Genomic DNA, 24,174 nt, shown 5'->3' with positions numbered 1-24,174 from the left:
TTGTCGTCAGCGAGCGCCGTCGCATGGTCACGGCTGAGGCCAGCATCGTTCTAAGTGAGCATCGATAGAATGCCTTGTGCTCAGTCGGCATGCTCCCGTCGGGTAGGTTGATTGCCTTGTTTGTCGAGGAAACCAGTGGTACAAAGCGTACAGATTAGAACTATTCCAAATTAGGTAGTCGCATGGGTTGGTTTTCTGATGGGAGAAAGCGCTTCTCCGACCTTTCGGAGCAGGAAATCCTGGCGCTTGCGATATCGGCAGAGGAAGACGACGCTCAAATTTATGCTGGATACGCCCAGCGACTGGCAACAGATTATCCGAAAACTGCTGCCATGTTCGCAGGAATGGAGCGAGAGGAGGACCTGCATCGAAGTGCTCTCATCGCCGAGCATGAGCGGCGCTTTGGAGGTGTCATCCCACTGATTCGGCGTGAACATGTTGCCGATTACGTTTCGCGACGCCCCACTTGGCTGGTTTCCAACCTCGGCCTAGACCGGATACGTGCTGAGGCAGGCAGGATGGAAAATGATGCCTGTCGTTTCTACGAGGAAGCGGCCAAGCGAACAACCGATTCCCGGACACGCAGGCTACTTGGAGACCTTGCCGAAGCCGAACGCCAACATAAAGGAACGGCCGAGGCGCTGGCCGAGGATTATCTCTCGCCTGACGCGACCCTTCACGAGGAAAAGACAGCTAAGCGTCAGTTGCTTCTAACTCTTGTCCAGCCCGGCCTCGCTGGTTTAATGGACGGCTCGGTTTCGACGCTCGCACCGATATTCGCAACGGCCTTCGCAACACGCGATCCCTGGACAACACTACTAGTTGGCCTTGCTGCGTCAATCGGCGCCGGTATCTCAATGGGTTTTACAGAGGCAGCGCATGATGACGGGGTGCTCTCAGGTCGGGGATCCCCCATCAAGCGGGGGCTCGCATCTGGTATAATGACGACAATTGGGGGGCTTGGTCACGCCTTGCCATACCTCATAAGCGATTTCTGGACGGCAACTACAATCGCGTTTGCTGTCGTGTTCGCCGAGCTCTGGGCGATCGTCTGGGTCCAACATCATTTTATGGAAACGCCGATCCTGCGGGCTACCGTTCAGATAGTCGTCGGGGGCTTACTGGTCCTAGGCGTCGGCGTTTTCATTGGTGGAGGTTGACGCGCTGTCGGCTCATAGGGCGGCTGAACGCCGAAGCATGCGTTGCGTCCGTCCTATCGGTCATGAGACCATCGCGTCGGCCATGCATTTCATCAGGTCGCTCCGGCGCACCACTCCACGATCCACCGGAGTTGCGCCTGCGGAATGGCTTCCTTCGAGCTTCGCAAACAGTTCTTCCGCCGGCGTGAACGTGAAGCCGAGCAGCAGGTTCACGACCTCCTGTCCACCGCCGCCGATTGGCGGCGGTGGACAGGGATGTAGTCCATCCCCGTTGAGTCCTTCTTCAGCGTCGGCGAGGTATCCGGCCGACCTATCGGATTGCGGGAATAGGGGACGCGTCGTGCCCGTGCCGCATCGGCCGTCGCTGTGGCTTGTCGCCGAACTGACATCCTCGTTGGCGCGAACGGTGCGGAATTTCCGGCCATCCCAGTCTCGCGCGGGGTCGCCGAATAGGCGGGCGTAACGTCAGGGTCCCGATAGCAGATCACAGCCGCCGTACCGCCGATCCTGCTACCGCTGGAATGCACACGGCATCGAACAACTCGCGAATGCCGGGCGAGGAAAGCCCCCGAACATCGATCAAACAGGCTACGAACCCCGTCGCCGCAATGGCGGCAAGGGTGAGGTCCGTGAGGGCGATCCGTTTCATGGCATCGCATCGAGGACCAGCTTGTTCTCGATGGCGTCTTCTCGATGGCGTCTTCTCGATGGCGTCAGTCTCACCCTGGATTCTGGTGCCAAGCGACAGTTGCCAGCCGTCCGACATCATCAGGTTGACCTTGAAGCGGTAGACGCCCGGCTCGGTCGAGGGTAGCGCCTCGATCGGAGCGGCTATGGTCGGCATGCCTTCGGGCGCCATGTCGAAGCGGGTGGCGAAGATCACCGCGTCCGGCATCGCCTTTCCAGACCGCTTGACAAGCCGGACGGCAACGATGGCGCCATAGCCATGCTTGACGTTGGTCTGAACTAGCCGGAACTCACAGTCTGCGAAGTTGGCGTGTGCCGCCGAGAGAGCCGCCATGCAAAGCGACGTGCGACGGCGGTGCAAGACCGACTTGATCTCCTCCCTGTGGCTTGACATCCTCGCCGAGTCATCTACTCCTCGGCTTATATGCTGCGACGCACGCGCCATATCCTTGTCCTGCTGATCGCCCTCACCTTTGCGGTGTCAAGCGTCGGCTGGAGCATTGCAGGCGCCGTGCTGAACGGGGTGCCGAGCGGCGGGCATCATGCCGCAGCCGCGTTTGCACAAGCGCAGCATAGCGATCACGCCAGCCTTGATGACACGCACGCAAATACGGCGAGCGGGTATCTTGCAACGTGTGACGCATCCGCTGGAACGGGGTGCCAGCCCGACGCTCAGGAAGGTGAAGCGACAAGCTCCTGCTGTGCGACGGCCTGCCATACGGCGATGCTGACGAGCCCGTGTGTTGCAACGATCATTACCCTCATACGGGCGATAGACCACCCGCCGCTTGAAGTCGGCATAAGGGAGGCAGCTACCACGCGCCTCGACCGCCCACCGAGATTTGCCGACCTTTAGTCGTCGGCCGACTCCTTATCGCGACCTCAGACCGTTGACGGACTAGATCCGTCTTGGGGGCCGTCCTCGGGCATTCGGCCGACCACCTTCGCTACTGCGCCCTCCGCAGTCGCTGAAGCTCGCTGTTCGACGCCGCGCGGCCACGCCGCGCCGGCAGGTCCAGCCCGATTCCGAGGATTTCATGAAGCCAGCGTTGCTGACGGCTGCCGCCGTCATCTTGTCCGCGTGCAGCGGACCTCCGGCGATCGAGGCGGGCCTCAGCCCGTCCGATGCGGGCTCCTGGGTGCCCGCCCAGCGCTATGTGCCCGTGACCGCAGGGACGGTCGATTACCAACCCGTTGATCCGAAACCGTGGATCGAGCGCAATGAGCGTGTTGCTCCCACGCAGGGGAGCGAGTGATGGCACTCATTATCGTCGCCCGATCGACTGTACGCCGTGCCCCGCCTCGCAAACGGCTTGCCGCGATCAGCGTAGTGGCTGTCGGGCTCAGTGGCTGTGTGACGTTCACGCCGGATGGTGGCATGAGCCCGGTGTCCAGGGAGGTCTCTGCCGCAATCGGCAAGGACACCGTCAAGATCGCATCGCCAGCCGACGCCGTTGACGTTCGGGCTCGCGTTTCTACGCTTCTTGCGAAGCCTCTGACAGCTGATGGTGCCGTGCAGCTCGCGCTCATCAACAATCGCGGGCTTCAAGCCGAATACAATTCTCTCGGAATCTCGGAAGCTGCGTTCGTCGAGGCTAGCCTTCCCCCGAACCCGGTCATTGGCGTCGAGCGCCTGGCGACGGGCGGGTCGTTGGAGATCGAGCGGCGTGTCATCGCAAACATCCTGGCGCTGATCACGCTGCCGGCTCGCAGTGATATCGCGAAGACGCAGTTCGAAGCGGCGCGGCAGAGGGCGATCGAGGCGACGTTCCGTGCGGCCGCGGATGCGCGGCGGGCCTATTATCGGGCAGTCGCTTCGCGCCAGACGGTTTCCTTCCTGGAACAGGCACGCATCTCGGCCGATGCCGCTGCGGATCTGACCCGCAAGCTCGGAGAGACCGGAGCGGTGAAGAAGCTCGACCAGGCGCGGGCTGCAGCCTTCTATGCCGAGGTTTCTACCGAGCTCGCCGAAGCCCGTATGAACGCGAGTACAGACCGCGAGGCGCTGACGCGCATGCTCGGCCTGTGGGGTGCGGACCTCGCATACAAGCTGCCCGGGCAGCTTCCGAGCATGCCCCGTATTCAGACCGTACAGCAGGTCGAAGTCGAAGCGGTCAGAAAGCGGGTGGACCTTATCGCCGCGAGGCTGGAGCTCGACGCCATGGCCAAGACGCTCGGTCTTACCGAGGCGACCCGCTTCGTCTCGATGCTCGATGGTGGTTGGCGGGGCAACTACGAGCGGGTGACCGCAGATGGACTTCAAGAGAGCGCTTCGCCGCAAGGCTTCGAGCTTGAGCTGCAGATCCCGATCTTCGATCTCGGAGAGGTCAATGTCCGCCGCTCACGAGAGATCTATATGCAGGCAGTCAACCGGCTTCTCGAAAAGTCGGTCAATGTTCGCTCCGAAGCGCGATCGGCCTATCTCACTTATCGCGCCAGCTACGACATCGCTCGCCAGTATCAGAACAGCATTCTGCCGCTGCGCAGGACCATCAACGAGCAGGCCCTTCTCGAATACAACGGCATGCTCATCGATGTCTTCGAACTCCTGACGACGGCGCAGGAGAGTATCGATAGCAACATAGCCGCGATCACGGCCAAGCGCGACTTCTTCATCTCTACCGTGGATTTCGAAACCTCGATCATCGGCGGCGGCGGTTCATCCGCTGGCGCCAGCGAGGGACCTGTCGTCACGGCGGCCGCCGAAGGCGGCGGGCACTGATCCCAGAAAGGTGGACATCATGACGGTCTCCCGTCGAAATTTCCTCGGCACTTCGGGGGCAGTGGCGCTGATCGGCGCGAGCGCAGTCTCGGGCCGCGTCCAGGCCGCTTCAATTCCCGAAGCCCCGATCATGAAGGACGCGACCATGCAGCCGCCGCTCATCCCGACGAGCGGCCCGGACTACCAGCCCGTTGTGACCCTGAACGGCTGGACGCTGCCGTGGCGCATGAACGGCGACTGGAAGGAGTTCCATCTCGTCGCCGAGCCGGTCGTTCGCGAGATGGCCCCCGGCATGGTGGCGCATCTGTGGGGCTATAACGGCCAGTCACCCGGACCGACCATCGAGGCCGTCGAGGGCGACAAAGTCCGGATCTTCGTGACCAACAAGCTGCCGGAGCACACCACGATCCACTGGCACGGGCAGCTTCTGCCGTGCGGCATGGACGGCGTCGGGGGCCTCACCCAGCCACACATCAAGCCGGGCAAGACCTTCGTCTACGAGTTCCAGCTACAGAAGAGCGGGACCTTCATGTACCACCCCCATGCCGACGAGATGGTCCAGATGGCCATGGGCATGATGGGCTTCTTCGTGGTGCATCCGAAGGACCCGACGTTCCGCCGTGTTGATCGCGACTTCGTCTTCCTGATGGCCGCCTACGACATCGAGCCCGGCGCCTATGTGCCGCGGGTCGCCGAGATGACGGACTTCAACCTGTGGACCTGGAACAGCCGCGTCTTTCCAGGAATCGACCACATCGTCGCGGCCAAGGGCGACAAGGTCCGCATCCGCTTCGGCAATCTGACCATGACCAACCACCCGATCCACATGCACGGCTACGACTTCAAGGTCTCGTGCACGGATGGCGGCTGGGTGCCGGAGGCGGCGGCCTGGCCCGAGGTCACCATCGATTGCGCGGTCGGACAGATGCGCGCCTTCGACTTCGTCGCCGATCACCCGGGTGATTGGGCGATCCACTGCCACAAGTCGCATCACACCATGAACGCGATGGGCCACGACCTGCGCAATTTCATCGGGGTCGACAAGAAGGAGGTAGCCAAGAAGGTCCGCAAGCTCGTGCCCGACTACATGCCGATGGGTTCGGCGGGCATGGCGGACATGGGCGAAATGGAGATGCCGCTTCCGGACAATACACTGCCGATGATGACCGGCTTCGCCCAGTTCGGCGCAGTGGAAATGGGCGGAATGTTCTCGGTCGTGAAGGTACGCGAGGGCCTCGCCGCCAACGACTACAAGGACCCGGGCTGGTTCAAGCACCCGGAAGGATCGGTCGCCTTCGAATGGAAGGGCGAGCCGAAAAAGGCCGAACGCGCGCCATCAACTGCGTTCGACAAGACGAAGACCGCCGAATTCAAGGTTGTGAAACCCGGCGGCAACTCACCTCACGACAACCATTGAGAAGGAAACCTGAATGCAGACGAAAATCGTTCTCGCCGCAATCGCGGCCTTCTCCCTGTCGACGTCCGCCTTGGCGGACGCCGGACATTCTCACGACAACAAGCCATACGGCGTGCCGGGCGACGCCAAGAAGTCGGCGCGCATCGTCCAGGTCGCAATGACGGAACAGGACGACAAGATGCTGTTCGTGCCGAACCGGATCGAGGTTCGCAAAGGCGAGCAGGTCCGCTTCGTCATGAAGAACCACGGTGCGAGCGATCACGAATTCGTCCTGGGAACGCATGACGAGATCGTCGCGCATGCGGAGCAGATGAGGAAGAACCCCGACATGGAGCACGACGACCCGAATTCGAAGCGCCTAAGCGCCAATCAGAATGGCGACATCGTTTGGCGTTTCACCAATGCGGGAACGTTCGAATTCGCCTGCCTCATTCCGGGACATATGGAATCCGGGATGGTCGGCACCATCATCGTGAAGTAGGGCAGGGAAGGAGCATGCAGATGCGTGGCTTTGTTACCGCACTGGCGATAACCGCCTTTTCGACCGCAGCCCTGGCGCAGGCCGTGCCGGTGGATGGTCAAGTTACCAAGATCAACGAGGCGCAGGGCAAGATCACCCTCAAGCACGGACCGATCAAGAACCTCGACATGGAGGGCATGACGATGGTGTTCGTCGTTGCCGATCCGAGCATGCTGAATGCGGTCAAGGTCGGCGACAAGGTCAAGTTCGAGGCCGATCGGGTGAACGGACGCATCACCGTGACGAAGATCGAAAAGGCGACGTGACGTTCCTCATATGGGATGCGCCGTCGGCGCATCCCATCACATGGAGATCTCGAATGAACATCGACCGCAGACGCTTCACCTTGCTCACAGGCGCCGCATGCCTCGCTCCAGGCGTCGCGTGGGCGGAAAATCGCCCCTTGGTTACCGTGTACAAGGATCCGTCCTGCGGATGTTGCGGCGCGTGGGCAGACCACATCGCCGAGGCCGGCTTCCCAACAAAGGTTATCGAAGAACCCCGCATCAATGCATTGAAAAACCGGATGGGCGTGCCATCAGCTCTCTGGTCCTGCCACACCGCGCAGGTCGATAGCTACCTCCTCGAAGGTCATATTCCGCCTTCGGCGATAGCCCACCTCCTCACCGTCCGTCCGGTGATACGTGGCCTGGCAGTACCCGGTATGCCGATAGGATCGCCGGGCATGGAAGTGGCAGGAATGTCACCTGAACTTTACGACGTTATCGCTTTTAAGGTAGCATATACTAGCGTTTTCATGCGCTTTCGAGGTTCGTTACAAATAGAGCAATAGACGTTCGGTATGTATAGCCTGCTGGAGTAGGTTCTCTGCTTTTGCTGGAAGAACTAGCCTCGCTTGAAATTCGTTGGCTGAAGCAAGTTAAGGACGAGAACACGAATATGAGAAAGCCAGTTGCCGACCTATCCCATGACCGGGAATGCTGAAGGATATTGTCCGCCGAAAAATCTGCGGCCTGTTCGGAAGCGCAAGCTCGTCGGCAGGATGTACAGTCAGTGGCAGGCGTCGGTCCGCCGAGCCTGTGCGGCTCTGGCGTTTGATAAGTCCACCTACCATTGGAGATCCTGCGGACCCGACCAGGCTCTTTGGCGGGTCGCATCAAAACGATCTGTGGAAACTCGTCTGCACTCTGGCATTTTCTTTTCCGAACGCGACTTAGCGTGAGGCCTGGTTCGCCATTGTGCAGTGAAATCGGCGTACGCATTTTCGGCCTTCGCGACGCGCGCCCGCTCAGCGAACCCGTTTTTCCGTGATATTTTAATCGTAGGCCGCACCACGCTGGCGTGCTCGTGCGGTAAGCCCGCCTTGAATTTCGATACTGCGAACTTGCGGGCGCGCAGCGCCGGTCGCACCCAGATGTAGTCCTCGCCTTTCGTCGGCATGTACCGGATGATCTCCGCTAGCTTTCGAGCGGTCGCCAATGCGGCGATCGGCTTGCCCCGCTTGGCCGCGGTGATTCCGATCCTGCCATTCATCTTGGTGCCGGTCCCAGAGGCGTGGATCGTCCCGGCGGTTGTAACACTCGCTTTGCTGATCGTACTTTGCGCCGGGCGAGCGCGCATTGCCAGGAGCGGCTCTGGGCACCGTGGTGGAGATAGTCGTGATCGGCGTCGCCGCTGGATTGATAGGCGGCGCTAAGTACGGTCATCGATCGTACTTTCTGAGGTGACTTCCCATTGCGCTGGCGAACTTCGAGGCCGCACCGGCTAGGGATGTCCAGTACCACATGCCATAACGCATCGACAGAAGCCGGGCGCCGGCCAACATTTTCGTCGCGTATGCGCCTTGCGGAGGTTGGGTACTATGGCAGTGGCTAGTCCAACAATGCTCCAACGCCGCGAAGCCGAGACTCGAGGGGTTCGAGCCGCGTTCAGGACGATTCGGGTGTATCGATATCCCTCCCAATCGAGAATCTGATCCCGGCTTCGAAACCCGACGGCATGCCGGGCCGCGGCGAGCGAAGCGTGAGCGGGCTGCCTATGCGCTCGGCAATCGTCGACACGATCGACAAGCCGATCCCGCTGCCGCGGGCCGAGGTTCCGGCCCGCTCGAAACGGCCGGCCAGCTTCGCCAGCATCTCGGGCGGGACAACGGGCCCCTCGTTCGACACGGTCAGCAGCCCGTCGGGGGCAAGGGTCACCTCGACGGACGACGGCGCCCCGCCATAGCTGAGAGCGTTCTCGACGAGATTGCGGCATATGATTCCGATGACGTCGGGATCGATGTCGGACATTACCGGCGTTTCCGGTACGCGCAGGGACACCCTGTCCCGCGTCATGCCCCTGTGCATGTCGTCGATCACGACGCGCAAGGCCGCGCGCAAGTCTGACATCCGATCCAGCCGAAGCTGGCCGCCTTCCGCCCGGGCAAGCTGCATGAGGCGCTCGGCGCGCGCCGTCAGCCGCTTGAGCGTCGCCTCAATGTCGGCTCCCCGCTGGGCGGCATGAGGATCCGCGGTCTCCTTCTGGAGGCGCTGGGCCTGGGCGATCGCCCCGGCGAGCGGGTTCCTGAGTTCATGGGCGGTATTGGCGGCGAGGCTGCGTTCCGCCTCGAAGGCCGCCCTGAGCCTTTCGAGCAGCGCATTCAGGGTGACAGCGAGCGGGGCGACCTCGCTGGGCAGGTCGTCGGAGGCGACATGCCCCAGATCCTTCTCGCTGCGGGTCTCCAGCCGTTCCCGGAACGCCCGCAGCGGCCTCGTGCTCCGGCGCACCGCGAGCATGACGGCGACGAAGGCGGCCGGGATGACCAGGAGGATCGGCAGGCCGAGGCCGATCTGGACTTCCCGCGCGACCCCGGCCTCATGGGCGAGCGGCTCCGCCACGGTGATACGGACCGTTCCCTGCAGGGCTTCCTCGCTATACAGGCGGTGCGTCGCGGTCCGGCCGAATCCGGAGCCGCTGTAAGGCGGGAAGACGGACAGGTCGGCGGCATGGGACTGGAGCAGGACCTTGCCCTTGTCGTCACGAACCACATAGGTGAAGAGCTCGTCATGGCCGTGGATCGCGCCAAGCCGCTGGCTGGCGGCATCCCCCTCCTCACGGCCGACGATGTCCATGACGGCGAGGGGAAGCAAGCGTTGCGCCGTCTCCTGCAGGGATGAATCGAAGACCTCCCCGATTTCATGGCGCAGCAGGACGGCGGTCGTCCATGCCGCGCCGACCCAGATCACGAGCAGCACCGTCCCGAGTGAAAGCAGGAGCCGGCCCTGCAGGCTTCGAGGACGCCTCATGCCGCGGCCAGCCGGTAGCCGAGGCCCCGTTCGGTCTCGATGAGGTCGGGGCCGAGCTTCTTGCGCAGCCGGCTGACATGGACCTCGATCGTGTTGCTCTCCACCTCGGCATCGAAATCGTAGAGCTTTTCCTCGAGCTGCGCCCTGGAAAGCACCTGGCCCGGCCGCGCCAGGAACGCTTCGAGCAGCGCCCATTCACGGGCCGTAAGCTGCACGGGCCTGCCGTCCCGGCGCACGCTCCGGCGGGCGATGTCTATGTCGAGCGCATGATGCCGGATGATCGGGTTGGGGTTTCCGGAATAGCGGCGGGCGACCGAGCCGATGCGCGCCGACAGCTCGTCGAGGTCGAACGGCTTGACCAGGTAGTCATCCGCCCCGGCGGTCAGGCCTTCGATCCGGTCCGACACCTGGTCGAGCGCGGTCAGGATGATCACGGGCGTGACATTCCCCGCGGCCCGCAGGGCGCGAAGGAACACGATCCCCCTGCCGTCGGGGAGCATCAGGTCGAGCAGGATCAGGTCATACGCTGCGCTCGCCATGGCATCGCGGGCTGCGTCGATCCGCATGACCCAGTCGACAGAGTGACCATCGCCGGCGATCTGGTCGCGCACGGCTGCGCCCAGCACGCCGTCGTCCTCTATCAGCAGGATTCTCATCGTTGTTCGCCTTCTACGGCTCCTGCCTTTCCTGACGGTCCTTCCTGACGCCGCGCTGAAGCGGATCGCGCGCGAGCTTCAGGATGCCGTCAGCTTGATCCTTGAGGCTTGTCGCAGATCAAGATGGAAGGGAGTCTCGGCCCATGCGGCTCGCTCTGACAATTCTCGCATGTGTCGCGGTCCTCCCTATAGGGCAGGCGCTCGCCGACGACGAATGCTTTGTGCCGATGGCGGACTGGAAGCCGAAGGAGGCCGTTTCCGCCCTCGCGGCCCGGAACGGCTGGACGGTGCGCCGGATCAAAATCGACGACGGCTGCTACGAGATCGACGGCACAGACGCCGAAGGCCAGCGGATCGAGGTGACCGTCCATCCATCGACCCTCGACGTCCTCGACATCGAACGCAAGGATGGCACGGGCCACCGGCGCCACGACGTAGAAGGCCGCCGCGGCGATTGATAGCTCTGCCACCGTCCGGCCCGGATCTCCGGACGTCGTCTGAAGGCTGGCGATCCTACAACCGAGAGCCAACCCGGCCCCGTCGTTTCGGCGGGGCCTTTCGATTCCTGACGGCAAGCTGAAGCAGAAAATCCGTTCCCTTCAGGAGGGGATCAGGCGGGGTGCCCAGAACGGCTCCAGCAGAGAAAAAGGAGACCCTGCCATGAAAAAGACCTTTGCCATCCTGTTCGCGTCGACCGCCCTGACCGCCGGGATCGGCATTCCCGCATGGAGCGCGATGCACGACACCGGTCGCTTCGGAGGCCTGCGTGACGCCGTCCTGGATGCCGGCCGAGATGTTGGCGCGATGCTGGTCAGCGATGATGACGATGACGACCACGATCGTGGACGCCAGCGCGGAGGCGATGACGACGAAGACGATGACGACGACGATGCCCGCGGCGGCAGCGTCTCCGCACCGGTTCCGGCAGGAAGCGTCGCTCCCCCGAACAACGGCCTCTTCGGCAACGGCGCGGCGCCCAAGGCGCAGGTGAACTGAGCCCACCGCCCCATCCACGCTAGACCCAGAGAACAGTACGATGATGAGAGCCATCCTCGCTGCCTTGGCGCTGACCACGGCGCTCACGCTTCCCGGCATCGCCATGGCGCAGCCGGTGACCCTGACCACGACGCTGAAGAACTATGGCGGCAACGGCGCCTACCTCGCCATCTATGTCATCGACCCGAAGGGGGCCTATGCCGGCAGCCTGTGGATGGCGGGCACCAAGTCCAAATATTACGAGCACCTGTCCGACTGGTACCGCGCGACCGGCGGCAACACCGCCGAGATCAACGGCATCACCGGGGCGAGCGTCGGGGCGGGCCGCCGGCTGGCGATCACCCTCGACCTCGCCGACGCGCTCTTCGACGCAGGCTACACGCTGCATGTCGATGCGGCGGCCGAGGACATGCGCGACAGCCCCAACGAGGTCGCCGTGCCGCTGACCGCGAAGGGAGCGGGACAGCCCGTCCAGGGCCGTCGCTACATCGCGAATTTCAGCTACGGCATGTAGGGGGCGAGCATGATCCGCGCCCTCCATCGCTGGCCGGGCCTGCTGGCCCTGGCCCTGGTGACGCTCCTTGCCGTCAGCGGCGCGGCGCTGTCCGTCTTCCCGGCGGCGGAACGGCTCGCCGCGCCGCAGGCGGATGAGGACATGAGCGTGGCCGACCTCGCCACGCGGATCCAGTCCGCTTATCCGGGGGTCGAGCAAATCAAGCGCTCGCCCTCCGGGCGTATCACCGCCTATTGGTTCGACGGCGGCGCGCCGGGTTCCGCAGTCATCGACCCGGCGACCGGCACCGGCGTCGCCTCGGCCGATCCCAACCCGTTCGAGCGCTGGCTCACCAATCTGCACCGCTCGCTGTTCCTGGATGATTCCGGCCGCCTCCTCATGGCGGCGGGAGCGGTGGCGATGCTTGTCCTCGCCGTCTCCGGCTTCTTGCTGGTCGCGCGGCGCGTGGGCGGATGGCGACGCTGGTTGGCGCCGCTGCGCGGGCCTCTGGCGGCGCGCGTGCATGTCGAGCTTGCGCGCGGCGCCGTGCTCGGTCTCTTGCTGTCGTCGGCGACGGCTCTCTGGATGACGGCTTCGACCTTCGGCTTCCTTCCCGACCAGGGAGCCCCTCCGGAGCTGCCCTCCGCGGTGAGCGGGAGGGCCGGCGCCCTGCTGGCATCCATGCCGCTGCTCACCGCGACACCCGTCTCGGCCCTGCGCGAGCTGAGCTTCCCCTATCCCGAAGATGCCACCGACGTCTTCACCCTCAAGACCGACGACGGGGTCGGCTGTATCGACCAGGGCACGGGGGCGACGCTCGGCTGGTCGGGGCTGAGCGGCTGGGAGCGGGTCTCGGAGACCGTCTACATGCTCCACACCGGACAGGGGGCCTCGCTTCTCGGCCTGTTGCTCGGGCTCACGGCGCTCGCCGTCCCAGCGATGGGCGCCACCGGGCTCTTCATCTGGCTGGCGGGCCGCGCCCGTCGTCCCAGGATCCGCGGCAACGCCGCGCCGGGCCGCGCGGAGACGATCATCCTCGTCGGCAGCGAAGGCGGCAGCAGCTGGGGATTTGCCGCGACGTTGCACGCGGCGCTGACCCGCGCCGGGCAGCGCGTCCATGCTGCGCCGATGTCGGGGTTCGACCCCGCCCGCTTTTCCGGCGCGCGGCGCTACCTTGTGCTTGCCGCGACCTATGGCGACGGCGGCGCCCCCGCTTCGGCGAAAGGATTCCTCGACCGCCTCGCCCGGCTGTCCGCCGTGCCGGACGCGCCGCTGGCGGTGTTGGGCTTCGGCGACCGGAGCTTTCCGGCCTTCTGCGCCTATGCCCGATCGGTCGCCGCCGCGGCGGAAAGCAAGGGCTGGCGGCTTCTGCTGCCTTTCGAGACGGTGGACCGCCAGTCGCCGCAGGAATTCGCGCGCTGGGGCCGTGCGCTGGGCGAGGCGCTCGGCACCGCGCTGGAGCTCGACCACCAGCCCGTCCGGCCCGAGACAAGCGCGCTCACGCTCGTGTCGCGCCGCGACTATGGCCACGACGTCCAGGCCCCGACCGCGATCCTGCGCTTCGCGCTCCCGCGCCTTTCCGTGTGGCAGCGCCTGACGGGACAGGGATTTGCCCGCTTCGAGGCTGGGGACCTGCTCGGCATCGTGCCGGAGGGATCGCCCATACTTCGCTTCTATTCACTCGCCTCGGGCCGCCGGGACGGCTTCGTGGAGATCGTGGTGCGCCGGCATGTCGGCGGCATCTGCTCGAGCGCGCTCACGACGCTCGAGCCCGGCGGGACGGTCGCCGCCTTCATCCGCCGCAATCCCGGCTTCCACGCGGCCCGCGACCGCACGCCCCTGATCCTGATCGGCGCCGGCACCGGCATCGGGCCGCTCGCCGGCTTCATCCGCGCCAACGGATCGCGCCGCCCGATCCACCTGTTCTTCGGCATGCGGCATCCCGACAGCGACTTCCTCTATCGCGAGGAGCTGCAAGGCTGGGCGGCCGGGGGCCGGCTCCGCCATCTGTCCACGGCGGTCTCCCGCGGAGCCCGGCCGCACTATGTCCAGGACGCGCTTGTCGCCGACCAGCTCGAAGTCGTCCGCGCCATCCGGAAAGGTGCGCGCGTCATGGTCTGCGGCGGGCGGCAGATGGCGGCCGGGGTGGCCGAGGCGATGACGCGAATGCTGGAGCCGCTCGGCCTGTCGCCCGAGGTCCTCAAGGCGGAGGGACGCTATGTCGAAGACGTCTACTGACTTCGGGCGCTACGCACTCAACGGCCCGACGATGGGGACACGCTGGTCCGCGCTCTTCTACGCTCCCGCCGGCTTCGACGCCGGGGCCGTTCAGGCGGATCTGCAGGCGGCGATGGACGAGATCGATGCGCAGATGTCGACATGGAAGCCCGACAGCGAGCTGATGCGCCTGAACGGGACTCCGGCGGGGGAATGGGTGAGCGTCCCGCCACGCCTTCTGGATGTGCTCCGGCTGGGGCTGGCGATCGGTCGCGCTTCCGGCGGCGCGTTCGACCTCGGCATGGGTGACGCGGTGGCCGCGTGGGGCTTCGGCGCCGCGGAAGCCAGCCCGGACCGCATCCGCGGCGCAATAGAGGCCCGGCGCGTGCCGGCCTATGACGCGCTCGAGATCGATGGAACCAGGGTCCGCAAGCGCGTGCCGATCACGCTCGACCTCAACGGCATCGCCAAGGGATATGGCGTGGACCGCCTCGCCGGGATTCTCGGCAGCCTCGGCATCCGCGACGGGCTGGTGGGCATCGATGGCGAGATGCGCGCCATGGGCCTGAGGCCCGACGGCGAGGCCTGGACGGTCGCGGTGGAGCAGCCGGACCCGGAGCGTCGCGCGCCGCATTCGCTCCTGTCGCTCGAGGATTGCGCCGTCGCCACATCCGGCGACTATCGCCACTGGATCGACGTGCAGGGCCGGCGCCTCTCCCACACCATGGACCCGGCCCGCGGCGCGCCGCTGGTGGAATCGCCCACCTCGGTCACGGTGCTGGCGCCGACATGCGCCGAGGCCGACGCCTGGGCGACCGCGCTCATGGTGCTCGGCGCGGGCAAGGGCGGGGACCTCGCCCGGCGGCTGGGGATCGATGCCCTGTTCCTGCTTCGCAGCGCCTGTGGCATCCGTTCCTGTGGGATCGGACGTCTCTTCGGGGACGCAAGGATGACAGTTCGGGCGTGGGGAGGCTGAACGCGGTGGACCATTCGAATGAGGACAGGCTGAAGATCGCGCTGTTGCTGGTGGGGTTCGGCGGCCTCGCGACTGGCCTCATCCTCCATGTCGCGGCGAGGCCGGATCTCGCGCAGACTGTCTGGTTCGCGGGCGTCGTTCCTATCCTGGCCGCGCTTCTGGTGGAAATCCTGCGCAGCCTGTGGCGCGGCGAGGTCGGCCTCGACATCGTGGCGGCGCTGTCCATGTCTTCCGCCCTCGCCTTCGGGGAGACGCTGGCGGCGGCGGTGGTCGCCGTCATGTATTCCGGCGGCACCTTCCTCGAAAGCTTCGCCGAGGGCCGCGCCCGCCGCGAAATGCGCGATCTGCTGTCGCGCGTCCCGCGCATGGCGACGAGGTATCGCGACAATGGCCTGGTCGACGTCCCGCTGGACGACATCGAGCCTGGTGACCGTCTGCTGATCCGGCAGGGCGACGTCGTCGCCGCCGACGGCACCGTGGCTTCCGCCTCGGCCTTCCTCGACACCTCCGCGCTGACGGGTGAATCGCTTCCCGTCCGCGTCGACGCGGGCGGTGAGGCGATGAGCGGCTCAACCAATGCGGGCGAGGCCTTCGACCTGATCGCCTCGCGCCCGGCGAAGGACAGCACCTATGCGGGCATCGTCCGGCTGGTGGAGGAAGCCCAGCGGTCGAAGGCGCCGATGTCGCGGCTGGCGGACCGCTGGTCGCTCGGCTTCCTGGCGGTCACGGTCGGGCTCGCCTTCGCCGCCTGGTGGTTCACCGGCGACCCGATCCGCGCCGTCGCCGTCCTCGTCGTGGCCACGCCCTGCCCGCTGATCCTTGCCGTTCCCGTCGCCTTGGTGGCCGGGCTGTCGCGCGCGGCCCATTTCGGCGTGCTGATCAAGGGCGCGGGTGCCCTCGAAACCATGGCGAACATCCGGACACTGATCCTGGACAAGACAGGCACGCTGACCGACGGCCAGCCCCGGATCGTCTCGATGGACAGCCATCTCGGCATGGACGAGGACGAACTTCTTCGCCTTGCCGCGGCCCTCGAGCAGGCTTCCAAGCACCCGATGGCGCAGGCAATCGTCGCCGCCGCCAGAACAAGGGGCTTGTCCCTCCCCGTACCGTCGGAGGTGACGGAAGTACCAGGCGAGGGGGTGGCCGGACGCGTGGAGGGCCGCGTCGTCCTCGTTGGCGGGCACGGGTTCGTCTCGGATCGCGTGGAGCGGACGGCGGTGGAGCATCCGGCGCTCGCCGCGGGGGCGGTGCTGGTGGCGGTCGGCATAGACGGGCAGCTGGCGGGACATCTGATCATGGCCGACCCGCTGCGCGACGGGGCGCGGGACATGCTGTCCAGCCTGCGCGGCCAAGGCGTCAAACGGATCCTGCTGGCCACGGGGGACCGCCGCGAAGTGGCCGAGCGTGTGACGCAGGGCCTGGGCCTCGACGGCATCCGTGCGGGCCTGACCCCGGATCAGAAGGTTCTGCTGGTCCTCACCGAGCACAAGCGGGGGCCGGTGATGATGGTTGGGGATGGCGTGAATGACGCGCCTGCGCTCGCGGCTGCCGACGTGGGCGTCGCAATGGGCGCGCGCGGTGCCGCCGCCTCGGCGGAGGCCGCCGACGTGGTTCTCCTGGTCGACCGGATCGATCGGCTGGGAGCCGGGATGGAGATCGCGCACGGCGCACGCCGGATCGCGCTGGAAAGCGTCGTCGCCGGCATAGGGCTGTCGGTTCTCGGCATGGTGGCTGCCGCTCTCGGCTACCTGTCGCCGGTCCAGGGCGCCTTGCTTCAGGAAGCGATCGACGTCGCCGTCATCCTCAACGCCCTTCGGGCGCTCCGCATCTCCCCGGCTGCTGCGCCACCGTCTGCGCCGGCTCCCGTCGCCATGGAAACCGGTCTTCCAGGAAAGGTCCCGAAATGAGCCGTCTCTCGCATCCCGAAATCCACATGGTTCACCGGATCGGCTGGCTCCGTGCCGCCGTGCTCGGCGCAAACGATGGGCTCGTGTCCACGTCGAGCCTCGTCGTCGGCGTCGCCGCGGCCGGATCGGGATCGACCGAGATCCTGATCGCGGGACTGGCCGGTCTCGTGGCGGGTGCGATGTCGATGGCTGCCGGTGAGTATGTCTCGGTGAGCTCCCAGATGGACGCCGAGAACAGCGATCTCGCTCGCGAGAGACGCGAACTCGCGGCGATGCCCGAGGCGGAACTGGAGGAGCTGACGCAAATCTACGTCGAAAGGGGCCTCGACCGCACGCTCGCGGAGCGGGTCGCGATCCAGCTGACGGAACGCGACGCCCTGGGAGCCCATGCCCGTGACGAACTCGGCATCTCCGAGACCATCGCCGCCCGCCCGGTACAGGCGGCCATCGTCTCGGCTCTCACCTTTGCAGCTGGAGCGGTCGTGCCGGTACTGGTCGCGCTCGCGTCGCCTGCCGACAAGACAAGCGTCATGGTCGCAGCCTCGACGCTCGTGGCGCTGGCCGTCCTGGGCGGTCTCGGTGCCACTGCCGGAGGAGCCGGCGTGGCGCGCGGGGCTCTGCGTGTCACCTTCTGGGGCGCGCTCGCCATGGGCGTAACCGCCACAGTCGGAACGATCTTCGGGGTCAGTGCCGGATAGCGGGCATTCCGTGCACAGTCCCGCCGCCGTCAACTGCGCGGCGAGGGTCCGAGGCTTCGGCGCCTCAAGGCTGGCGAGTCCGCCATGGCCGTAAGCCATGAGCCTCCGTCGGCACAGAAGAAGGGGAGCGACCCGCCTTGAGGCCGCTCAATGCGGCGGGCAAGCGCTGGGTATTCTGTTCCGACAGGATGCTCGTGCAAGGTCGGCGGCGGCCCGCCGCAGCATGGAAGAGAGCGTGAGACATGCGACACATCAAGCTGGCCCTTTTCGCCGTCCTCGCCCTCATGTCCGTACTGTGGGTCGCGGCCGAGCCGGAGGTGTTCCAGTCGAGCGGCTTCTTCGCGGCGAGAGCGGCCGCCGTGCAATATACCGGCGTCCTCGCGATCGCGGCCATGAGCGTGGCGATGATGCTCGCGCTGCGCCCGCGCTGGCCCGAGCGCTGGATGGGCGGGCTGGACAAGATGTACCGCCTCCACAAATGGCTCGGCATCACCGCGCTCGTCGTCGCCATCGTCCATTGGCTGTGGGCGCAGGGGCCGAAATGGGCGGTGGGCTGGGGCCTGCTGGAACGGCCGGTGCGGGGCGGCGCCCGCCCGGCCCCCGCAGACCCGGTGGAGGCCCTGTTCGCAGGCCTGCGCGGCACTGCCGAGGGCATCGGCGAATGGGCCTTCTATGCCGCTGTGGTGCTGATCGCGCTGGCGCTGATCCGCGCCTTTCCCTACCGCTGGTTCTACAAGACCCACCGCCTGCTGGCGGTCGTCTATCTGGTGCTGGTGTTCCACGCGGTGGTGCTGCTGGATTTCGCCGACTGGATGACGCCGCTCGGCGTCGCGACGGCCCTGCTTCTGGCCGGCGGCGCCTATGCGGCCGGGATCGTGCTGCTGCGCCGCGTGGGCGCGGCGCGACAGGTGACGGGGCGGATCGCCGAGTTCCGATACTATCCGGGCGTGAAGGCGCTCGAGACCATCATCGACGTGCCCACCGGCTGGCCGGGGCACCGGGCGGGCCAGTTCGCCTTCGCCATGTCGGACGCGTCGGAAGGCGCGCATCCCTACACCATCGCCTCCGGCTGGCATCCGGACCGTCCGCGGATCGCCTTCATCACCAAGGAGCTGGGCGACCACACCAGCCGGCTGCGCGAGAAACTGCGTCCCGGCCAGGAGGTGCAGGTGGAAGGGCCCTATGGCTGCTTCACCTTCGACGACGATTGCCGCAACCAGATCTGGGTCGGCGGCGGCATCGGCATCACGCCGTTCATCGCGCGGCTGAAGCATATGGCCCTGCGCGGCGACGCGCCCGATTGGCCGGAAGGCCAGACGGCAGACCTGTTCCACACCACCACCGATGTCGACGAGGTGGCGCTCGCGAAGATCGCGCAGGACGCGCGGGCCGCCAATGTGCGCCTGCATGTCCTGATCAGTGCCCGTGACGGCCGGCTCACCGGCGCCCGCATCCGCGAGGAAGTGCCGGACTGGCGCGAGGCGAGCATCTGGTTCTGCGGTCCCGCCGGCTTCGGAGCCGCGCTAAGGAAGGACTTCGCCGCTCACGGCTTTCCCGTCGAGGATCGCTTCCATCAGGAGTTGTTCGACATGCGGTGAACGACCGGTTCTGGGCAATTCAGAATGGCCGCGGCTGGTCGCGCGTATCTGCGTCCTTTTTGCAGTGATGGGCCGGCTCTCGGTGGGTCCGGGACGGATGATCCGGATGCCGCTCGTCGGTTATCGCTTGGCAGCGGGCCGTTCGCGTCTGGCAGGCGGGCGGCGCTCGCGATCCTGACGCGACCGGTCCGGGGAGCGGCGATTTGCGCGCCTTCGTCGATCGAGAGACTTCGCGTGACCGGCGTGAATGGCTCGTCTCTCAAGCGGTCCGTTCGGCCAGCATCCGCGCTGCCCACATGCCCGCGAGCATGGCCGGCACGAAGACGAGCGTCCCCGCCGCCCCAAGCCCGAGAGCGGTGAAGGCCGGGCCCGGACAGAAGCCGCCAAGGCCCCAGCCGATGCCGAACAGCGCCGGCCCGACGATGAGCCTCGAATCGATGTCGCGCCGCGTCGGCAGCTGGAAGGCCGGGGCCAATAGGGGGGCCGCTCGCATCCGCGTCAGACGGAAACCGATGAAGGCGACAATCACAGCCCCGCCCATCACGAAGGCGAGCGAGGGATCGAAGGTGCCGAAGAGATCGAGGAAGTTGAGCACCTTGGCAGGATTGCTCATGCCCGAGACCACCAGCCCGATGCCGAACAGGAGCCCAAGGGCGAGATTGACGAGGATCGACATGGTTCAGCCCCCGAGTACATGGCGCATGACGAGCACGGTGAGGAAACCCGTGCTCATGAAGACGAGCGTCGCCACGGCCGAGCGCGGCGAGAGGCGCGCCATTCCGCACACGCCATGGCCGGAGGTGCAGCCGCCGCCCCATACGGAGCCGCAGCCGACCAGCAGCCCGGCCACCGCCATGAGCGCCAGGTCGGCCGAGACCGTCTGCACGACGGGTGTTCCCGTCACCGCGGACACGAGGAGGGGCGCGGCAACCAGACCGGCGACGAAGGCCAGTCGCTGCGCGAACAGGCCGTCGCGCCAGGGCGGGAGCAGCCGGACGGCGATGCCGCTGATGCCGGCGATTCGCCCTTCCAGCAGCACCAGCAAGGCAGCACTGAGGCCGATCAGCATGCCGCCGACGAGCGAGGCGATGGGGGTGAACTCGGTCATGGCAAACTCTCGCGCACATTCGCCGTCGGTGCGTCGGGCGCACAGAACAGCGCGTGCATGGTGGTGATGAAGGTTTCGACGCGCGGATCGGCGAGCCGGTAGAACACCTGCTTGCCTTCCTTCCGTCCGACGATCAGGCCGGCCTCGCGAAGGCCGGCGAGCTGCTGCGACAGGCCCGGCTGGCGGATGCCGAGCAGGTCCTCCAGTTCGCGCACCGGGCGCTCGCCATGGGCGAGCGCACAAGCAACCAGCAGCCGGTCGGGATTCGACAGCGTCTTGAGGAAGGCGGAGGCTTCGCCGACCTTCGCCTTCATGTCGGCGGCATCCGGCGCCAGCGTCTCGGTCATCGTTTCAGTCCGCTTGTCGTCTCAGTCCGCTTGTCGTCTCAGTCCGCTTGTCGTCTCAGTCCCAGGCCGCTCCCGTGAGCAGGTCGAGTGGAATCTTAAGATAGCGGATCCCGTTCGATTCCGGTTCGGGTAGCCGCCCGCCATTGGTGTTGATCTGCAACGATTGCAGGATAAGCTTGGGCATGGCGAGGCTGCGGTCGCGCGCCTCGCGGAGGGCCACGAACTCCTCCTCGGTGCTGCAGCGCGCCATATGGATGTTCGTCGCCTTCTGCTCTCCGACCGTCGATTCCCACCGGGGCTCGCGTCCGCCGGGCTGGTAGTCGTGGCCGGTGAAGACGCGGGTCTCGTCGGGAAGCGCGAGGATGGCCTGAATCGACCGCCACAGCACACCCGCACTGCCGCCGGGAAAGTCGGCACGGGCGGTGCCGCTGTCGGGCATGAACAGCGTATCGTGGACGAAGGCGGCGTCGCCGATCACATAAGTGATCGAGGCCAGTGTATGTCCCGGCGAGAACATCACCTTCGAGTCGATCCCGCCGACCTTGAACGTGTCGCCGTCGGCGAAGAGATGGTCCCATTGCGAGCCGTCGGCGGGGAAGTCCGGCCAGTTGTAGAAGCCCTTCCAGAGCTTCTGCACGTTCTTCACATACTCGCCGATGGTAGTCGGCGCGCCGGTCTTCTGCTTGAGGTAGTGCGCCGCCGAGAAATGGTCGGCATGGGGATGGGTGTCGAGGATCCACTCGACCTCATAGCCCTTGCTGCGCACGAAATCGAGCAGGCGATCGGCATTGGCCGAGCCGGTCTGGCCGGATTTCTCGTCGAAGTCATAGACCGGATCGACGATGGCGCAGCGCTTGGTCGCCGGGTCGGCGACGACATACTGGACAGACCAGGTGCGCGGGTCGAAGAAGCCGGTCACTTCGGGCGTGTGGGTCATGGTTTCAGCCCCGGGCATGGTCATTGCGCGTGCGCAGTGGGCAGGTCGACAGCCCGAAGACGGAATAGAGCGGGCAGTTGCCGGCCGCCGCGGTCAGCAGCGGCACCAAGCCGACGAGGCCGATCCAGCGCAGGCCGCCCTCCAGCACGAAGAGCAGCGACAGCAGGGCGATGCCGATGACGACGCGCAGGGCGCGGTCGAAATTTCCGAGATTGCGAGCCATGGGTTCACTCCCAGCGCGGCAGGTTCGTCGCGCTTCCAACGATGTATATCAATTGCAAAAAAATGCAATCATAAATCCGTAATTATTCGGACATGGGAGCGCGTATCGCGTGTGGTCTTAGGACACGATCCGGGCGAAGACGGCGGCTTCCCTGTTGGAGTGCCGTCCGCCGGCGGGGAGCGCCGGCGGCGGCTGGGCGGGGGCAGGGCCGGCGGCCGGCATCGCCCAGCCGAACTGCGCCTCGATGCTGTGCACGCACTGCACCACGCCTGCGTCGGCGAGCCGGTAGAAAACCTGTTTCGAGGCGCGTCGCGTGGCGACGAGCCCGCCCTTCCGCAGCTCGGCCAGCTGCTGGCTGAGCGCCGGCTGGCCAATGCCGGTGGCGGCGTCGATCTCGCCCACGGTCATCTCGCCGGCCTGCAGATAGGAAAGGATCATGAGCCGCTGCGGCTGGCTGTAGATCCGGAGCTTCTCGACGGCCTTCTCGGCTTCCTCGCGGGTCAGCGGCATGAGGCTCACCTCGGCTCGATGGTGCGGCAGAACCAGGCGGGGTCGTCGTCCGACAAGAGTGTCTCGTCGCTGAGCGGCCGGAGCACGGGGTCGCCCGGCTGCCAGCCTTCCGGCGTCACGGCATCGCCCTTCTCGACGCGCTTCAGTGCCGCGGCGAGGCGCAGCATCTCCTGCGCGGAACGCCCGACCGACATCGGATACCAGCTGATGGCGCGGACGATGCCGTCCGGGTCGATGAAGAAGCTCGCCCGCACCGTCGAGGAATCCTGCGCCGTCTCGTCGAGCATGCCATAGGCGCGGCTGATGACGAGGGAGGTGTCCTCGATCACCGGGAAGGGCACCTCGACATCGAAGGCGCCGCGGATCGCCCGCAGCCAGCCCATATGGGAGAACAGGCTGTCCACGGAGAGTCCCAGCAGGGCGAAGCCGGCCGCCTCGAACTGCGGCGCCAGCCGGGCGAGCGCGATGAACTCGCTGGTGCAGACCGGCGTGAAGTCCGCCGGATGCGAGAAGAACAGCAGCCAGCGGCCTCGATAGTCGGTCAGCCGGATCTGTCCCTGCGTCGAGCGGGCGCTGAACACCGGAGCGGCGTCGCCGATCCGCAGCGGGCGCGGCGTGGATGGGGCGGATCGGCTCTCGGAAGGAAGCTCCCCTGTCATGCCCTCTGATTGCCCTCAGCGAGAAAGTGATGCAACACGGATTTACAATTACACACATTATGTAAATATGAAATTCATGAAACCATCGGAGGAACGCCAATGTCCGATCCGCATCTCGAACAGGCCGCCGCCCAGATCCGCGCCGCCCGCGCGAGCGACAACCGCCTGGCGGTCGAAGCCTTCTTCGACGAGCCGACCAACACGGCGAGCTATGTGATCCACGACCCCGCCACCCGGCGGGCCGCCGTCGTCGACAGCGTGCTGGATTTCGACGCGCCGTCCGGCCGTACCTCCACCGCCTCGGCGGATGCGATCATCGCCTTCGTGAAGCGGGAGTGCCTGACGGTGGACTGGCTGCTCGAAAGCCACGCCCATGCCGACCACCTCTCCGCCGCGCCCTATATCCAGGGCGAGCTCGGCGGCAAGCTCGCCATCGGGCGCGAGATCATCACCGTCCAGAACGTGTTCGGGAAGATCTTCAACTTCGGCACCGAATTCGCCCGCGACGGCTCCGAATTCGACCGGCTGTTCGAAGATGGCGACACGTTCGCCGTCGGGTCCATCCCCGCGGTGGTGCTGCACGTTCCCGGCCACACGCCGGCGGACATGGCCTATGTGATCGGCGATGTCGTGTTCACCGGCGACACGCTGTTCATGCCGGACTTCGGTACCGCCCGTGCCGACTTCCCCGGCGGCGACGCGCACCAGCTCTACCGTTCGATCCGCCGCCTGCTGTCGCTGCCCGACGAGACGCGGCTGTTCCTCTGCCACGACTACAAGGCGCCGGGCCGCGATACCTATGAGTGGGAGACCACGGTGGGCGCCGAGCGCGCCGGCAACATCCATGTGCGCGACGGCGTGGACGAGGACGATTTCGTCGACATGCGCACGCGGCGCGACGCCACCCTGGCCATGCCCAAGCTGATCCTGCCCTCGGTGCAGGTGAACATCCGCGCCGGCAATCTTCCCGAGCCGGAAGAGAACGGCCGCCGCTACCTCAAGCTGCCGCTCGACACGCTCTGACACGCATCATCCCGACAAGGCGGACGTCGGCCAACCCACGACCGTCCGCCCAGAAATTTGAGGAAACGT

Annotated in this window: 27 protein-coding genes and 1 pseudogene; 16 read left to right on the top strand and 12 right to left on the bottom strand. The window is 65.9% G+C overall.

The annotated features are described in order from the left end of the window. Window positions 1–182: 182 nt before the first annotated feature. Entirely contained in the window at window positions 183–1,160 is a 978-nt protein-coding gene (gene mbfA, locus KHC23_RS04785) for an iron exporter MbfA (protein WP_213370042.1), read from the top strand. Window positions 1,161–1,220: 60 nt separating this feature from the next. Here mbfA and KHC23_RS04780 read toward each other — a convergent pair whose 3' ends face one another. Next, on the bottom strand, window positions 1,221–1,373 hold the full coding sequence (locus KHC23_RS04780; RefSeq protein ID WP_213370039.1) for a hypothetical protein: 153 nt from the start codon (window positions 1,371–1,373) through the stop codon (window positions 1,221–1,223). Window positions 1,374–1,863: 490 nt separating this feature from the next. Beyond that, window positions 1,864–2,181 (bottom strand): annotated as a pseudogene (locus tag KHC23_RS24310) (FixH family protein); the annotation flags it as partial. A 703-nt stretch (window positions 2,182–2,884) separates the two neighbouring features. On the opposite strand from KHC23_RS24310, the gene KHC23_RS04770 reads away from it, so the two are divergent. The 6 genes from KHC23_RS04770 to KHC23_RS04745 are packed head-to-tail and all read left to right on the top strand — an operon-like array spanning window position 2,885 to window position 7,299. Further along, the gene (locus KHC23_RS04770) at window positions 2,885–3,103 is read left to right on the top strand and encodes a hypothetical protein (RefSeq protein WP_213370036.1); all 219 of its coding nucleotides are present in this window, start codon (window positions 2,885–2,887) and stop codon (window positions 3,101–3,103) included. After that, window positions 3,103–4,569, top strand: a complete 1,467-nt coding sequence (locus tag KHC23_RS04765) for a TolC family protein (RefSeq protein WP_213370035.1) — start codon at window positions 3,103–3,105, stop codon at window positions 4,567–4,569. The genes KHC23_RS04770 and KHC23_RS04765 overlap by 1 nt, the downstream gene beginning before the upstream one ends. Before the next feature lie 19 nt (window positions 4,570–4,588). Next, window positions 4,589–5,986 (top strand): multicopper oxidase family protein, encoded by a 1,398-nt coding sequence (locus KHC23_RS04760; RefSeq protein ID WP_213370034.1) that lies wholly within the window; start codon window positions 4,589–4,591, stop codon window positions 5,984–5,986. 13 nt (window positions 5,987–5,999) lie between these two features. Then, complete coding sequence (locus tag KHC23_RS04755; protein ID WP_213370033.1) at window positions 6,000–6,467, top strand: cupredoxin domain-containing protein; 468 nt, start codon at window positions 6,000–6,002, stop codon at window positions 6,465–6,467. A gap of 14 nt (window positions 6,468–6,481) precedes the next feature. After that, entirely contained in the window at window positions 6,482–6,772 is a 291-nt protein-coding gene (locus KHC23_RS04750; protein ID WP_213370032.1) for a copper-binding protein, read from the top strand. Between the two features lie 53 nt (window positions 6,773–6,825). Next, window positions 6,826–7,299, top strand: a complete 474-nt coding sequence (locus KHC23_RS04745) for a DUF411 domain-containing protein (RefSeq protein ID WP_213370031.1) — start codon at window positions 6,826–6,828, stop codon at window positions 7,297–7,299. A 275-nt stretch (window positions 7,300–7,574) separates the two neighbouring features. Here KHC23_RS04745 and KHC23_RS04740 read toward each other — a convergent pair whose 3' ends face one another. From KHC23_RS04740 to KHC23_RS04730, 3 genes are all read right to left on the bottom strand, one after another. Beyond that, window positions 7,575–8,000: a hypothetical protein gene (locus KHC23_RS04740; protein WP_213370030.1), complete on the bottom strand. Its 426-nt coding sequence runs from the start codon at window positions 7,998–8,000 to the stop codon at window positions 7,575–7,577. 395 nt (window positions 8,001–8,395) lie between these two features. Then, window positions 8,396–9,754, bottom strand: a complete 1,359-nt coding sequence (locus KHC23_RS04735) for a sensor histidine kinase (protein WP_213370029.1) — start codon at window positions 9,752–9,754, stop codon at window positions 8,396–8,398. Further along, window positions 9,751–10,410, bottom strand: coding sequence for a response regulator transcription factor (locus KHC23_RS04730; RefSeq protein WP_213370028.1), 660 nt, complete (start codon window positions 10,408–10,410; stop codon window positions 9,751–9,753). The genes KHC23_RS04735 and KHC23_RS04730 overlap by 4 nt, the downstream gene beginning before the upstream one ends. A gap of 143 nt (window positions 10,411–10,553) precedes the next feature. On the opposite strand from KHC23_RS04730, the gene KHC23_RS04725 reads away from it, so the two are divergent. From KHC23_RS04725 to KHC23_RS04690, 8 genes are all read left to right on the top strand, one after another. Continuing rightward, the gene (locus KHC23_RS04725; protein ID WP_213370027.1) at window positions 10,554–10,868 is read left to right on the top strand and encodes a PepSY domain-containing protein; all 315 of its coding nucleotides are present in this window, start codon (window positions 10,554–10,556) and stop codon (window positions 10,866–10,868) included. 202 nt (window positions 10,869–11,070) lie between these two features. After that, window positions 11,071–11,406, top strand: a complete 336-nt coding sequence (locus KHC23_RS04720) for a hypothetical protein (protein WP_213370026.1) — start codon at window positions 11,071–11,073, stop codon at window positions 11,404–11,406. A 43-nt stretch (window positions 11,407–11,449) separates the two neighbouring features. Further along, window positions 11,450–11,920 carry a DUF2271 domain-containing protein gene (locus KHC23_RS04715; protein WP_213370061.1) on the top strand — a complete coding sequence of 157 codons (471 nt, stop codon included), beginning with the start codon at window positions 11,450–11,452 and terminating at the stop codon, window positions 11,918–11,920. Between the two features lie 9 nt (window positions 11,921–11,929). Further along, window positions 11,930–14,137, top strand: a complete 2,208-nt coding sequence (locus KHC23_RS04710) for a PepSY domain-containing protein (protein WP_213370025.1) — start codon at window positions 11,930–11,932, stop codon at window positions 14,135–14,137. Beyond that, window positions 14,118–15,092: an FAD:protein FMN transferase gene (locus KHC23_RS04705; protein ID WP_213370024.1), complete on the top strand. Its 975-nt coding sequence runs from the start codon at window positions 14,118–14,120 to the stop codon at window positions 15,090–15,092. Before KHC23_RS04710 ends, KHC23_RS04705 begins: the two co-directional genes overlap by 20 nt. A gap of 5 nt (window positions 15,093–15,097) precedes the next feature. Then, window positions 15,098–17,002, top strand: coding sequence for a heavy metal translocating P-type ATPase (locus tag KHC23_RS04700; protein ID WP_271188746.1), 1,905 nt, complete (start codon window positions 15,098–15,100; stop codon window positions 17,000–17,002). After that, entirely contained in the window at window positions 16,999–17,700 is a 702-nt protein-coding gene (locus KHC23_RS04695) for a VIT1/CCC1 transporter family protein (RefSeq protein WP_213370023.1), read from the top strand. Before KHC23_RS04700 ends, KHC23_RS04695 begins: the two co-directional genes overlap by 4 nt. A gap of 242 nt (window positions 17,701–17,942) precedes the next feature. After that, window positions 17,943–19,298: a ferredoxin reductase family protein gene (locus KHC23_RS04690; RefSeq protein WP_213370022.1), complete on the top strand. Its 1,356-nt coding sequence runs from the start codon at window positions 17,943–17,945 to the stop codon at window positions 19,296–19,298. Window positions 19,299–19,557: 259 nt separating this feature from the next. Here the strand turns inward: KHC23_RS04690 and KHC23_RS04685 are convergent, their stop codons facing one another. From KHC23_RS04685 to KHC23_RS04655, 7 genes are all read right to left on the bottom strand, one after another. After that, entirely contained in the window at window positions 19,558–19,974 is a 417-nt protein-coding gene (locus KHC23_RS04685) for a DUF6691 family protein (RefSeq protein WP_213370021.1), read from the bottom strand. A 3-nt stretch (window positions 19,975–19,977) separates the two neighbouring features. After that, window positions 19,978–20,406 (bottom strand): YeeE/YedE family protein, encoded by a 429-nt coding sequence (locus KHC23_RS04680; RefSeq protein WP_213370020.1) that lies wholly within the window; start codon window positions 20,404–20,406, stop codon window positions 19,978–19,980. Then, window positions 20,403–20,753, bottom strand: a complete 351-nt coding sequence (locus tag KHC23_RS04675) for an ArsR/SmtB family transcription factor (RefSeq protein WP_213370019.1) — start codon at window positions 20,751–20,753, stop codon at window positions 20,403–20,405. Before KHC23_RS04675 ends, KHC23_RS04680 begins: the two co-directional genes overlap by 4 nt. A gap of 55 nt (window positions 20,754–20,808) precedes the next feature. Next, window positions 20,809–21,690 carry an MBL fold metallo-hydrolase gene (locus KHC23_RS04670; protein ID WP_213370017.1) on the bottom strand — a complete coding sequence of 294 codons (882 nt, stop codon included), beginning with the start codon at window positions 21,688–21,690 and terminating at the stop codon, window positions 20,809–20,811. A gap of 4 nt (window positions 21,691–21,694) precedes the next feature. After that, a complete protein-coding gene (locus KHC23_RS04665) occupies window positions 21,695–21,913 on the bottom strand; it encodes a YgaP family membrane protein (RefSeq protein WP_213370015.1) in 219 nt (72 codons plus the stop codon). A gap of 117 nt (window positions 21,914–22,030) precedes the next feature. After that, window positions 22,031–22,423 carry an ArsR/SmtB family transcription factor gene (locus KHC23_RS04660; RefSeq protein ID WP_213370013.1) on the bottom strand — a complete coding sequence of 131 codons (393 nt, stop codon included), beginning with the start codon at window positions 22,421–22,423 and terminating at the stop codon, window positions 22,031–22,033. Between the two features lie 5 nt (window positions 22,424–22,428). Next, the gene (locus KHC23_RS04655) at window positions 22,429–23,082 is read right to left on the bottom strand and encodes a peroxiredoxin (RefSeq protein WP_213370011.1); all 654 of its coding nucleotides are present in this window, start codon (window positions 23,080–23,082) and stop codon (window positions 22,429–22,431) included. Window positions 23,083–23,181: 99 nt separating this feature from the next. Between KHC23_RS04655 and KHC23_RS04650 the strand changes: the two genes are divergently transcribed. Then, complete coding sequence (locus tag KHC23_RS04650; RefSeq protein WP_213370009.1) at window positions 23,182–24,105, top strand: MBL fold metallo-hydrolase; 924 nt, start codon at window positions 23,182–23,184, stop codon at window positions 24,103–24,105. The last annotated feature ends 69 nt before the right edge of the window (window positions 24,106–24,174 follow it).

Origin of the sequence: Ancylobacter dichloromethanicus (genome assembly GCF_018390645.1) — a bacterium.
Lineage (GTDB): Bacteria > Pseudomonadota > Alphaproteobacteria > Rhizobiales > Xanthobacteraceae > Ancylobacter > Ancylobacter dichloromethanicus.
Note: the sequence above shows the minus strand (reverse complement) of the source record. Positions and strands in the feature narration are given on the sequence as shown.